The 12360-nt window shown below is 36.3% G+C and carries 16 protein-coding genes; all 16 read right to left on the reverse strand.

Features of this window, described 5'->3' with window-relative positions; all coding sequences use genetic code 11:
* Window positions 1-21 precede the first annotated feature (21 nt).
* A complete protein-coding gene (locus RHO14_07785; protein WVD70254.1) occupies window positions 22-291 on the reverse strand; it encodes a hypothetical protein in 270 nt (89 codons plus the stop codon).
* A gap of 810 nt (window positions 292-1101) precedes the next feature.
* Window positions 1102-1476, reverse strand: coding sequence for a hypothetical protein (locus tag RHO14_07790; GenBank protein ID WVD70255.1), 375 nt, complete (start codon window positions 1474-1476; stop codon window positions 1102-1104).
* A gap of 221 nt (window positions 1477-1697) precedes the next feature.
* A complete protein-coding gene (locus RHO14_07795) occupies window positions 1698-2015 on the reverse strand; it encodes a hypothetical protein (protein WVD70256.1) in 318 nt (105 codons plus the stop codon).
* Window positions 2012-2965, reverse strand: a complete 954-nt coding sequence (locus tag RHO14_07800) for a hypothetical protein (protein WVD70257.1) — start codon at window positions 2963-2965, stop codon at window positions 2012-2014. The genes RHO14_07795 and RHO14_07800 overlap by 4 nt, the downstream gene beginning before the upstream one ends.
* Window positions 2966-3889: 924 nt before the next feature.
* Window positions 3890-4144: a hypothetical protein gene (locus RHO14_07805; GenBank protein ID WVD70258.1), complete on the reverse strand. Its 255-nt coding sequence runs from the start codon at window positions 4142-4144 to the stop codon at window positions 3890-3892.
* Window positions 4145-4161: 17 nt separating this feature from the next.
* Window positions 4162-4476: a hypothetical protein gene (locus RHO14_07810; protein ID WVD70259.1), complete on the reverse strand. Its 315-nt coding sequence runs from the start codon at window positions 4474-4476 to the stop codon at window positions 4162-4164.
* A complete protein-coding gene (locus tag RHO14_07815; GenBank protein ID WVD70260.1) occupies window positions 4476-5180 on the reverse strand; it encodes a hypothetical protein in 705 nt (234 codons plus the stop codon). Before RHO14_07815 ends, RHO14_07810 begins: the two co-directional genes overlap by 1 nt.
* 9 nt (window positions 5181-5189) lie before the next feature.
* Window positions 5190-5381, reverse strand: a complete 192-nt coding sequence (locus tag RHO14_07820; GenBank protein ID WVD70261.1) for a VENN motif pre-toxin domain-containing protein — start codon at window positions 5379-5381, stop codon at window positions 5190-5192.
* A gap of 648 nt (window positions 5382-6029) precedes the next feature.
* On the reverse strand, window positions 6030-6272 hold the full coding sequence (locus RHO14_07825; GenBank protein WVD70262.1) for a hypothetical protein: 243 nt from the start codon (window positions 6270-6272) through the stop codon (window positions 6030-6032).
* Window positions 6273-6292: 20 nt separating this feature from the next.
* Window positions 6293-6703, reverse strand: coding sequence for a hypothetical protein (locus RHO14_07830; protein ID WVD70263.1), 411 nt, complete (start codon window positions 6701-6703; stop codon window positions 6293-6295).
* A gap of 179 nt (window positions 6704-6882) precedes the next feature.
* Window positions 6883-7149, reverse strand: coding sequence for a hypothetical protein (locus tag RHO14_07835; protein WVD70264.1), 267 nt, complete (start codon window positions 7147-7149; stop codon window positions 6883-6885).
* 1 nt (window position 7150) lies between these two features.
* On the reverse strand, window positions 7151-8041 hold the full coding sequence (locus RHO14_07840; protein ID WVD70265.1) for a hypothetical protein: 891 nt from the start codon (window positions 8039-8041) through the stop codon (window positions 7151-7153).
* A 745-nt stretch (window positions 8042-8786) separates the two neighbouring features.
* Entirely contained in the window at window positions 8787-9041 is a 255-nt protein-coding gene (locus RHO14_07845; GenBank protein WVD70266.1) for a MafI family immunity protein, read from the reverse strand.
* Window positions 9042-9053: 12 nt separating this feature from the next.
* Complete coding sequence (locus RHO14_07850) at window positions 9054-10517, reverse strand: EndoU domain-containing protein (protein ID WVD70267.1); 1464 nt, start codon at window positions 10515-10517, stop codon at window positions 9054-9056.
* Between the two features lie 381 nt (window positions 10518-10898).
* Window positions 10899-11294 (reverse strand): hypothetical protein, encoded by a 396-nt coding sequence (locus tag RHO14_07855; protein ID WVD70268.1) that lies wholly within the window; start codon window positions 11292-11294, stop codon window positions 10899-10901.
* Window positions 11291-12307, reverse strand: coding sequence for a hypothetical protein (locus RHO14_07860; GenBank protein ID WVD70269.1), 1017 nt, complete (start codon window positions 12305-12307; stop codon window positions 11291-11293). Before RHO14_07860 ends, RHO14_07855 begins: the two co-directional genes overlap by 4 nt.
* Window positions 12308-12360 lie beyond the last annotated feature (53 nt).

The following is a 12360-nucleotide window of genomic DNA, read 5'->3' on the forward strand; positions in this document are numbered from 1 at the left end:
ATCAGTTCCATCTAAAGCCGATTACTTATAAGCATCCCATTTATCTCTGGATTCTTGTCTTATCCGATCATACTCAGATTTCTGGCACTCCATATCTCCAGCACAGAATTGGACTGCCTCATGCATTTGTTGTCCCATCTCATTTGTGATTTGGTTGAGGGTATCTTGGAGTTCCCTATCTTTTTGCTTACTAAGTTCATTAGTTTCTTTGACTACCTGCATTTGACACTTTTTATCAGTATCACAAGCAGCATATTTTTTATCTGCTTCTTCAACATCTTTTGTCGTCAAATAGTTATTCTCAACCGCATTCTTACTACCTGTAACCGCGGTATCAACATCACTAATATTACCGCCACTTCCTGCGGCAACAGCAAGGCCACTGGTTAATTGCGCTAAGGCGCTAATGTTTTCTTTTTCAGCTTGCGTTAAGTCGCTTGGAGCTCGACCATCATACAGGGTTTTACGAATATAATCAGCTGCCGCTTCACCCGAAACAGCGCCAATACAGCCCGCTAATTCGGAATTACCTTATGCTGCATCTTAAACTGTATATTAACTTACTTAATTTTCGTTCAAAATCTATCGTAATATATATTTTTAATATAAAAATGGCGGCTAAATTCAACATCTAAGTGCGAATCCAGTTTAAAAAAGGCTTAATAAGGTATTTTATATTTAAACCATTTTCTTGGGCGATGGTTCAGTCGATTTAAAGAGAGAGTTTTTAAATCTATTTCATGAGATTGAGGAGCTGCTGGAAGAAGATAAGACGGAGGCCTTTTTTACTAAAAAGCAGCTTATCTGATCCAGAGTAAAATATTGCGAGAGCGCTCGCAACGGCATTATACCGTTGACTATATCAGTGTCTGCCACCGCCCCACTACAGCAAACACCCAGCACTAAACCAAAAAGGCAACTGACTAGAACAGTTCAGCTTCACCACCAGCAAGATTACCGCTAAAAAAGGCAAGTTGATTGTTGAACTAGCGAGATAGATAGCATAATGAGAAGATAATTAACTCGATTCTGCGACGGAGATCGCAGAGCCGAGCTAATTTTGAAGGTTTGAACTAGTACAACTAAGAGCTTTTACTTTATTTACTCAGCATACTCTTTACGCAAATAAATCCATCCTAAACTCCCTCTTTTATCCAATATTGAAATAGGTGATGGAATAATAAGCAGATTAAGGTTCATCTGTTTTATATTTAAAATTGGATTATTATTCCAATCAAAGAGAACTGGATAAGCACTGGAAATAGCATCCGTATCAATATTCTGCATTTCTTCCTCTTCATCCTCTGTCAATTCATTATCAAAAAATACGTTAATATCCATTATTTCATTAACGTAATTTAATGAAATTCCTCTTATTTTTTTTGTTGCGACACCCAATAAGCTATTCATTATATAGAATTGCATCTTAGATCTAATATCAATTATTTTTTCTGGTGGCAATTTATTATTGTTCATTTTACGGTCTCGCAGGTACAATATGTACCCCCTTTGGTTCACTAACCCCAGACCACAGCTAACCATTAATGGGCGCTGGCTGGAGCAGCTCGGCTTTTACCCCGGGTTGCCGTCATCATTAAAGTTGAACAGGACAAGTTGATTATTGAACTTGCGATGCAGATCTAAAAAATAGGTAAAAAGATCCCAGTATCAGGCTGGGATCTTTTTTAACAATAAAACTAAACCTGAAAATCACTCCGCTGGGATAGTTCTAAAAGCTCTTTTAGATAACGATGGTATTGTTTACCTTTATTCATTTTTGCGTATTCCTCAATAGTGATAATTCCGTCATTTATAATTGAATTATCAATTCGAGAAATTTCAAGAGTAATAACAGACTCACCATTAATAAGATAAGTATATATATCTTCACCCTGTTCTATCATGTGATATAAACAACATGCTGAAGCCACTGTATTAAAAACGCTTTTTAAGTAAGGAATAACGATTTCTTGTTCCATCTTATTGAATTCAGCCATTACTTGATCATTAGTCATTTTATTTTTCCTGGTGTTACCGTTACTAAATTGCCTTTTTTATCAGTAAGTACCGTCATAGTATTTGTTGGCTTACCACTAAATTTATCTATACCTATATTTTTGTCTAATGTAATAACTCGTTCATAAAGCGTATCGGTCTTACCAGTGACTTTATTGTACGAAGATCTAGTATTACTAATTGGAATTTTAGTTGTATCAGAACTATTCAGAATCGCCTTGGCCTCTGCTTCACTAATTGTAAATTGACTAGCATTCGTTTTACCTGAGAAATGGCGATTTTGTACATGAATCCAACCAGCTTCAGTGTCACCAGTTTTCACATTAATACGAGACTGAACTATTGGATTTTCTAAATCTGTTTTAGCGATTGCTTTATCAGAGCCATTCGATACCTTGTATCCATTGGTGGTTGTCCCCGTCGTCCCCTTTCCAGCATTCGGCGCCTCTTTAATAATATTCGGCCCGACTACTGCTGCTATACCGGCTAAATCATTACTAATTCGCATCCCTAAGACTATCTTATCTGCGGTTTCTTTGTCAAGATTCCAGTTTTCGCTTATCCGCTGTGCTAAAATATCTCGATCTTTTTCCACTTGCGCAACATTAAGATCAAATTGTAAAGACTCAATATCTTTATAACCATCATAATATTTAGTATAAGTCCCATAAGCATCATTATAGCTCTTTTGATCCGCTGGCTTTAATGTCTCAAAATACGATTGATAAGCTTCATCTAATTTTTTACGTTCTGATGCACATTCATCCGAACTGATATTTTGACACACTTGATTTAGCTTTTCATTGCGTAGCTTATCTAAATTTTCTTTCGTTAACACTTCATTTTGTAACGCTTGCTTTTCGTCATCAGAAACAACCATTGTCCCTTTTTCAATCAAGTCTAATTTAGCTTGAGCATCCTTCTTCTCTTTATCTTCCTGCGCACTCAAAAAGTTATTCTCAACCGCATTTTTACTACCTGCAACCGCGGTACCAACATCACCAATATTACCGCCACTTCCTGCGGCAACAGCTAAACCACTGGCTAATTGAGCTAAAGCGCTGATGTTTTCTTTTTCAGCTTGCGTTAAATCGCTTGGATCTCGACCATCATACAGGGTTTTACGAATATAATCAGCTGCCGCTTCACCCGAAACAGCGCCAATACAGCCCGCTAATGCGGAATTACCTTATGCTGCATCTTAAACTGTATATTAACTTACTTAATTTTCGTTCAAAATTTATCGTGATATATGTTTTTAATATAAAAATTGCGGCTGCTGCTTAAAGCTTATTAGTGAAATAATAGCGGGTTATGCCCGATTTGAAGATAGAGAGTTTTTAAAGCCGTTTCAGACGTTTGAGAAGATAAGACGATGGTTAAGATATTTTTAGTTAAACAACGAAATAAATATAAAATAACCGGCGGTGACCTTTTATCAGTGCTTAATTATCATGACTAACGCACATTCTACGGTAAAAACCGATAAACCAAAACCGCAAGTAAAGCATTGCGAGAAAGCTCGCAGCGGTATTATACCGTCGGCTATATCAGCGTCCACCATGAACCCAAAAGCCCAACAGAGGTTCACTACAGCAAACACCCAGCACTACACCTAAAAGGCAACTGGCTGGAACAGTTCGGATTTAACAACGGCAAGATCGTTATCATTACCGCTAAAAAGAGCAAGTTGATTGTTGAAATTGCGAGGTAGATCGTATAATAAATAACACTCAACTAAAACCTCTCAAATTCTTGCTGAGTGTTAACTTAAAGAATGGAACGTTATTACCCAAGTTACAACTTAAATTCAAAATTAGAGGGTAGCCATCAAATTTTAACTCGTTTTAAAAAGTTAATTTGACGATTACAGTTAGTAACTAATTAATTTATATAATTGCGTTCTCAAAAAATCCAATCGTTCATTCTCATCAAACAATGGGGTTTTATCTTCATAAAGAACAATATCATTAAAAGATCCCATACCGCCAAATACCTTTGCTAATTGACTTTTTACAAATAAAGGATCAACTGCAATTTCGTCTTTAAATTTAATAAAACTATTCCCCCAGTCTGGATAACCGCCTTTAATCAACAATTCAGATATTTCATAAAGAATTTCTTTCATTTTTTCATCATTATTTATCATTTTAATGGACTAACCTCTTTAATTTCTATTCCTTTTATTGACCATAACTTAGGAACAACTATTTGTTCAGTACCACCAACGTAAACTCCATTTTGGGACCTAACCTCTCCGACATAAACTTTCGTTCCCGCGGGGATTTTTATAGCTATTGATGAATCAATTGGAGAAGTAGCGCCCCCCGGCCATTGTGGTAAAACAGCTTTGTCTATACGGGTTTGTAACACTCCTTGAGGTGATTCCGTACTAAAAAATTGATCGAACGGCTTATCTGCGGTACCCGCTCTATACAAAATAGTATCTTGTTGTAACATTACTTCCTTATACTTAGCACCAGCAAGGTACCGGCTAAATCATTAGAAAGAGGTCCTGGTTTTACCGCTGAATATTCACCTAAAATTTTTCCTTGTAAATTACTACCAGTTCCCTTTCCGGCATCCTCTATATTTGGTTTCACCACCCCACTACCAGTCTGAGAACCCTGACTTTTTTCAGTTTTATTATTTAACAAATCCTCGGCTTTAGCCACACCGTTTGCTACATTACCTTTTCCTTTAGAAACGGGTTTATAGCCAACATCAACAGCAACCTTGGTCATAATTAAATAAGAGGCTATATTGGCCATTACATTGACATCAATTGCTAGTTTATGGACTTCGTATGCCTCGTCAAACGACACATTATGAGCTTTCATATAGTTTTCTAATGTGTACATCCATGCTCCAGCTTCGCTTTTCGCAAAAGTTGCATCGACTTTCTTTGCTGCTTCTATATTATAAAATAATTCTTTAACTAACAATGGATTGCTAGCAGGGTACGCTGAATATTCTGTATCATATTGAGCTTTCATATCAGCAACTATTTTATGGGCAGATTGGCACGCATCTGACGTTTTTGAACCTATTTGACAAACATCATTGATATATTCATCTGTCGCTTTATCAATTGCATGGATAGAATCAATTCCAGCTTGAATTGCAGCCTTGTCATCTTCATTTTTTGCATTTTTTAATAGCAATTCTAACTGCTATAATCGAGAGGTCTCTGCTGGACTCAACAAGTTATTCTCAACTGCATTCTTACTTCCTGCAACCGCGGTACCAACATCACCAATATTACCGCCACTTCCTGCGGCAACAGCAAGGCCACTGGCTAATTGCACTAAGGCGCTGATGTTTTCTTTTTCAGCTTGCGTTAAGCTGCTTTGGGTATAGAGCATTATAGCGGAGGCTTCACCTTAAACAGCGTCAAATAAGGCGCACTGGTACCAGCTAGCCTACCTGTGATATTAGCTTACTTCATTTTCGTTCAAAATCTATCGTGGTATATGTTTTTAATATAAAAATAGCGGCTGCATCTCAAAGCTTATTAATGAGATGGTAGCGGATTATGTCCGATTTAATGACAGAGAGTTTTTTAAGCTGATTAAAGCGATTGAGAAGCTGCCGAAAGAAGATAAGATAGTGGTTAAGATATTTTTAGTAAAACAATGAAATAAATATAAAACAATATATTAATGCAGCAGTAACAGGCAGAAACCTGTTACCAATGCTTAATTATCATGACTAACACCCATTCTACGGCAAAACCACAAATAAAACATTGCGAAACAGCTCGCAGCGACATTATACCGTCGGCTATATCAGCGTCCACCATGAACCCAAAGCAAGCCCAACAGAGGTTCACTACAGCAAACATCCAGCCTTGCACCTAAAAGGCAACTGGCTGGAACAGTTCGGATTTACTACCGGTAAGCCCGTCACTATCACCGTTAAAAAGGCAAGTTGATTGTTGAACTTGCGATGCAGATCTAGAGATTTAAAAATAAATCTCTCCGCTGGTTAGGTCGGGATTGTCCCTATTCTATTTATGAAGCAATTAAATCTTGCTTTGCTTCATTTAAAATATTAATAAATTCACTCAGTGGGAATTTAGGTGTTACTGGTTCTGTTAATATTCTCAAATCAAAGAAAAACTCTATTTCTATATTATCGATACCTTTATCTTTATTAAGTTGACAAAGTATTTGTCCCTTATAGGATACTTCAACAGTTATTTCTTCATATTTATTATCACTAAAGAAATCGATTTCAAAATCATTACTTATCATTGACTATTTCCTTTTTGGATCTAAAAAGCCAGAGAAAGATCCGTCTGCATTATAACGAATTCCTTGTCCATTGGGTAATCTATATTCAATACCACCACGGATAATTCAGTTTTAATTGCATTGGGATTTTCTAATACTCCCTTAACAAATTCACTAGCTGCCGCATTCTTTTGAGTAATATTACCTTTCAATGATTCAAATGTTCCGCCTTGTCTACCCGCATGTTTTTCCCAAGCTCTAGCCGCCTCAGATAATCCTTGAGCATTTACTTGCTTATTGGCAGAGTTAACTAATTCATTGATGTTTAAATTATTACCAACTTGTCCTGCTGCACTCGTCCCCTTTTCAGCCAAATCTTGTGAGATACGTTCAATTTCTTTCGCGGATAACTTACCACCAGAAGATAGACTTGAAGAGGCTAAATTAGCCAATTTTAATTAATTGCCATTGCACGGCGCTGACATGGCTGATAACTGATTGAGAATTTCCTAAACTCTGTGTATGAATTAAGTTATTTCCATTAGGTAAAGTGGTTTAAGCTAGTGCACATAATTAGAGGGTAATTAACTTAGCTCTGCGAGGTGAATCACAGAGCTAAGAAGTAAGAGTGTTAATCTTCCTTGATATATGAATCAAAAGTATTAGGATTTTTATTACTTGCAACTAGTATTCTTCCACATGAAGGACATATATAAATCTCATGAGCATCTTTATCGTACAATTCTGTCAAATCATCAGGATATTCATTGTCCCTTATTCTTTCCCACGCTCCTACTATTTCCATCATGTTTTTCTGAGGAATAAGATCATATAAAAAATCCTCTTCCATAGTATGGACAGCCATTATATATCCACAACGACATACTAATTTTGACATTTTATTTTCCTTTTACTGGGCGATCGAAACGATGGATCTGACCTTTTGAATCTTGAAAGAATAGTGTATTGATATTTTTAACATTTGGTTTACCCCAAACTCTACCTGCCATTTGCTCCATTTCTTTACCTGATAAATCTATTTGAGTAAGTACTGCTGTTGTTTGAGTATCTTTTTTCTCAATAGCTCTAATTATTTTTGTTTGATCTGTTATTTTTGGGGTATACACATCAACTTTACCAACGCCATTAACCCAAAGATCTTGAGTTCTGACTCCTGATTGGGTACTTTCTTTCTTAAATGTTACATCGTAGCCTAGCTCTGAAAACTTATTACCAGCTCTCAACTCATCCGCATTAGGTTTTGCTGATAGCTCATAAGTAACTTTACCTTCACGAACTACTGGTAAATTACCATTTCCATTAGGTATTACCTTATCTACATGCCCATTAACCCCTTTTCCTACATCACCAACAGCTTCCCCAACTATATTATTCGGCTTATTAGCTGTTGTCGAGGTTCCTTTTTCAGTGCTACTAACTGGTGGTTTGGTTCCTGTTGCTTCTTGTACTACTTTAGGTCCTACAATGGCAGCGGCTGCGGCCATTGCCGTATTGCTCACTCTTTCCCAAAAAACTAAATTTCGAGAGGTTTCTATGCTAAACCCATAATTTTTAGTCAATTGCTGAGCTTTCCATTCTCGATAAGCCTCGACATCTTTTAAAGCTAAATCAAACTCTAATGAATTTATCTCTTTATAACCATCATACTGATCTTTATACTGACTTTGCAAATAATGATAATAAGGATCATCAGGACTTAACTTTCCATCATAGGACTTACCTGCGGCATCAAGATCTTGTCTTAGTTCTCCACATTTTGATGAGCTCAAGTTTTGGCATGCATCAATTAATGCTTCATTCTTTTCTTTGCTCGATTGATTTATTTTATCTATTGCGGCCTGAGCTTTTTCTTTCTCTTCTGGCGAAAGATATGGTAATTGACGCTCTAAATCTGTTTTTATCTTATCTTCTGGTGCGTATAAATAGTTATTCTCAACTGCATTTTTACTACCTGCAACCGCGGTACCAACATCACCAATTTAGTTGACCGTTACACTCATCGCACTTGGGAAGAATTTAGATAGAATGCTTTTGATAGATAACAGATAAAATTGTTTAAATTTGTGATAATACGACAAATGAAAAAACAACATGATGGTGATAATTTCACTTTCTGTGAGCTGTTGGTGGCGAATACGTTTCCGATTATGAACGCTTTTTTGATACGCATACCAATTTTTGAGTATGGATTGACAAAAATCATCGACATCAACAAAAATTGGCGTTATTTTATCTTCATTGATCTGAGCACTTTTGGATTATGTTGTTTGTCGTTATTCAATTTGATCCATGTTCAGATGAATAATCCGCCTTTTTTTATTTTTTCCTTAAACGAAACTGAGGTTAAATAAACAATGGATAAGCTTAGACCTATTCTTTAAAAGCGTTTATTTGTACCGCTAAAAGGTTAATTAGTCATCGAGCTTGCAGGGAAGATTACATTGTTAGAAGATAATTAGCTCAGTTCTGCAATACAAATTGCAGAACTGAGCTAACGGAATAAAATGACAAGATCTATTTTATCAATTCTTCTAGATAACTATATGGAGGATCTAGTTCAGATAACCCCATTTTATGAATAAGTAGAATAATATCATTATATTCATTTTTAGTAATAGTGATTTCATATTCAGAAAGATGCTCACATAAAGTCTCTATTGCTAATGGTTCCTCATTATGATTAACATAATCCAGGGCACCATTTAAATATGTATCATCTAATCTTCCACGAAAATAATTTCCAATATGCATTATTTGATTAGCAAACATTTTTATTCTCCTTTATTTTATTTGCTTATAATTAGGTAACGGGGCATTATCTGGATAAGCTGTTACTACTTTTCCTGTAGCGGGCATATAAACAACCTTTACTCTTACTCCATCTTTAACAGTATAACTAACCCATTTAGCAGGTTGTCCTTTGTTTGTATATAAACCACCCGTTCCAGTTTGAGCATACCATTGCGTATTAGACGAAGTAACAATATCCCCTATATCATTAATTATTTTTTCTGCTGGCCAGTTACTTGGAAATGTTGTTTTATTTGCTTGACCAGGAAATAAATGACCTCCACTGCCAGGTTTATCTCCATATAATATGTGATTTTTAGCTTCTTCTGATAAAATATCAACATATTCCTGTTTAACAAATTGTTTTGTATCATTATAAGGTAAGTTATTTGCATCATATTTACCATTTGTTGGAGCTTCAACATTAAGTGTATTTGTTGGTTTTTGGCTATACTCACCTTCTGCGTATTTCCAGTCTGAACTTTTATTAGCATCAGTTACTGCATTTTCAGCTTTGTTAATCTTATTCGCATCTGAAACAACATTATCAACTTTAGTAACCTTATTACCGACTTTACCTAGCTTACTTCCAGCAACCGCGGTACCAACATCACCAATATTACCGCCACTTCCAGCTGCAACAGCAAGGCCACTGGCTAATGGAGCTAAAGCGCTAATGTTTTCTTTTTCAGCTTGCGTTAAGTCGCTTGGATCTCGACCATCATACAGGGTTTTACGAATATAATCAGCTGCCGCTTCACCCGAAACCGCACCAATACCGCCCGCTAATGCAGAGTTCCCTTGCGCCGCCGCAACCGCGGCACCCAGTATCGCATGAGCAATTAAGTTTGCTTCGGTGTTGACAATAGGATGACCTTTTTCGTCATAGCTTGTCGTTTTTTCTTTAATAACACCCGCTAAATAAGGCGCACTGGTACCAGCTAGCCCACCAGTAAAATCACCGGTAATTAGGCCGCTAACAATCGCAGTTGCAGCATCAATGCCTTTGCTAACGCTGCTACCCATTCCACCATTCGTTTTGCCTTTTTCTTGATTAATTTGGACTTGCTTATCAACCGCATAACTATAGGCTAACTTGTTAACCTCATCTTCGGTTGCTTTATCACCTAAAGTATCTCTCGCTTTTTTAATCGCATCGTCAGGCAATTTATTCTTATCAACATCATTTTGCGCCTGTATGCGGTCGTATTTATTGACCACATCTTTTGCTTGGGCAGCAATGTCTCTAACTAGGTCAAGCGCATCCATTTTGTCTTGTTCTTTTTGTTTATCAAAGATTTGACCTAATGGATTGTTGGCATTGTCAGTATCTCGGCTTAAATCATCAACATTTTGCTTTTGTTCATCTTGATTACGCACAATTAACGTGCCATCTTCTACCGCTGATTTAGTCGTACTTGAAGCGCTATCACTGTTGTGATAAATCGATGGCATACCCGCTGTCGGTGATGCGCCGCTGGTACCAATACTTACCGATACATGGCTGACATTAAAGTCGGCTTTGTTTTCAATATCACCAAAGCTAATAGTAAGAGGGTTTTATTAGAATATTTTGTTAATTTTCACGCTGTTAACTAGCCATTTTAATCAAAGAACTGCGTTAGCAAAGTAGTTCAGGTTTATTACTTTAAAAGCAGTCATTTTCATCTTTGGCATAAAGTAGATTAATTGTAGAAATTAGGTAGAGGATCGCATAGTTAGTAAATAATTAGTTCAGTTCCACTAGGTGGATCGCAGATATAAAAAATCCCAGTTTTTTAAGCTGGGAATTCCCACCAGACGATATTGTTACAAAGAAGATCTAACAGATATTTGCTATTCATAAGGCTTGTTAGCATCTGCATAATCATAATGATCGGGTACTCTGTAGTCTTCTGGGATCGTAGGCCACTTATCTTTTAGCTCATCCCCCCAACCTAGTTGATCAATATCGTCATTAATATTTTCAAAAAAATTCATTAAATCATGAGAGTAGACTTTCGCTCTAACTATTGCTACTTTAGCAACTAACATATCTTTCTGCTCTAATGATTGATGAAGTAGTTTAATATTTTCATCTAATTTTTCTAATGTAGATTTAAATTTTTCATCCTGATTTCTTTTATAATTAATACACCAGTTATTCAATAATTCGTCTTTTGACAATCCCTGTACCTGAGCGGCTAATAAAATTGTTTCTTTCAACTTATCAAATTCAATATCTATTTTCATTTTGGTAATCTCCTACCTCTACCTGCATCAGTTTTAACATCATTTTTCGTGCCATCTAAATTAAGTACAAACTTAAATCGGCCTCTACTATCAAATACATCTATATGATCTTTGTGTAATCCATCTAAATAGAATTTATCACCTTTATTTATACCACTAGCCATATCATCAGTTGCAACATGAATACTCTGGCCACCATATTGCTGTTTAGTCTTTGTTGAATTATTTTTAACATCAGCCCCAAATCCAGATTGCCCTAAAAACTCGCCCATATTTCCAACGGAGCCTTTATTTGGTTCATAAGGTTTGTCAGAAGTTAAAACACTATCCTGCCAATTACCTACACTTATTTCAGGACCGGCATAAATGCCCTCATTTTTATCACGAACTATGATTGGAGTAACAAATTTTCCAGCATCCTTGTCTTGCTCTGGAATAGAGAGTCCTGGCAACGGAGGTAATGGTTCTGGAATTGGATATCCCGGTAATTGTAATGAGCCAGAATCAGATATTTCCTTATGTAAATTTGTCAGATAATCATTTTTTGTTAAATAATCATTTAAACTATCCGCTTTCGGACGATTACCCGTAGCAACTTGGTTACGTTCAACATCCAGTTTTATTTGATACTGAATTTTCGCTTTATCGTCTGGACTCATTTCTTTAACTAATTCATGAACAAATTTGGCTTTCTCTCCATCTGTCAATTTTTCATAAGCATCGGCAGCAAGTTTACCCATATTTTTAAGTGCTTCTACAACTGCTAATGAAATTTGTTCATTGGCATTATTACTACTACCTTGAATACCTAGCATTGCTGCGGTTGATTGTTGAATCTGAGTAACTGACATTTGAATAGCCAATAAGTTATTATTTTCAAACGCATTTTTACTACCAGCAACCGCAGTACCAACATCACCAATATTGCCGCCACTACCAACAACATTATGCTGCTCTTGATTAATTTCACGTTCGGTTTTTTGCGGGCCAAAGGTGATTTTGTTAACTTTCACGCTGTTAACTAGCCTTTTCAATCAAAGAATCGAGCTAACAAAATAATTCAGGT

Source organism: Orbaceae bacterium lpD04 (genome assembly GCA_036251935.1).
Lineage (GTDB): Bacteria > Pseudomonadota > Gammaproteobacteria > Enterobacterales > Orbaceae > Orbus > Orbus wheelerorum.

Coding starts and splice junctions, on each gene's coding strand:
- RHO14_07790 (WVD70255.1), bottom strand. CDS start 1,476: ATGAACAATAATAAATTGCCACCAGAAAAAATAATTGATATTAGATCT.
- RHO14_07795 (WVD70256.1), bottom strand. CDS start 2,015: ATGACTAATGATCAAGTAATGGCTGAATTCAATAAGATGGAACAAGAA.
- RHO14_07805 (WVD70258.1), bottom strand. CDS start 4,144: ATGAAAGAAATTCTTTATGAAATATCTGAATTGTTGATTAAAGGCGGT.
- RHO14_07810 (WVD70259.1), bottom strand. CDS start 4,476: ATGTTACAACAAGATACTATTTTGTATAGAGCGGGTACCGCAGATAAG.
- RHO14_07820 (WVD70261.1), bottom strand. CDS start 5,381: ATGCTCTATACCCAAAGCAGCTTAACGCAAGCTGAAAAAGAAAACATC.
- RHO14_07825 (WVD70262.1), bottom strand. CDS start 6,272: ATGATAAGTAATGATTTTGAAATCGATTTCTTTAGTGATAATAAATAT.
- RHO14_07835 (WVD70264.1), bottom strand. CDS start 7,149: ATGTCAAAATTAGTATGTCGTTGTGGATATATAATGGCTGTCCATACT.
- RHO14_07845 (WVD70266.1), bottom strand. CDS start 9,041: ATGTTTGCTAATCAAATAATGCATATTGGAAATTATTTTCGTGGAAGA.
- RHO14_07850 (WVD70267.1), bottom strand. CDS start 10,517: ATGCCATCGATTTATCACAACAGTGATAGCGCTTCAAGTACGACTAAA.
- RHO14_07855 (WVD70268.1), bottom strand. CDS start 11,294: ATGAAAATAGATATTGAATTTGATAAGTTGAAAGAAACAATTTTATTA.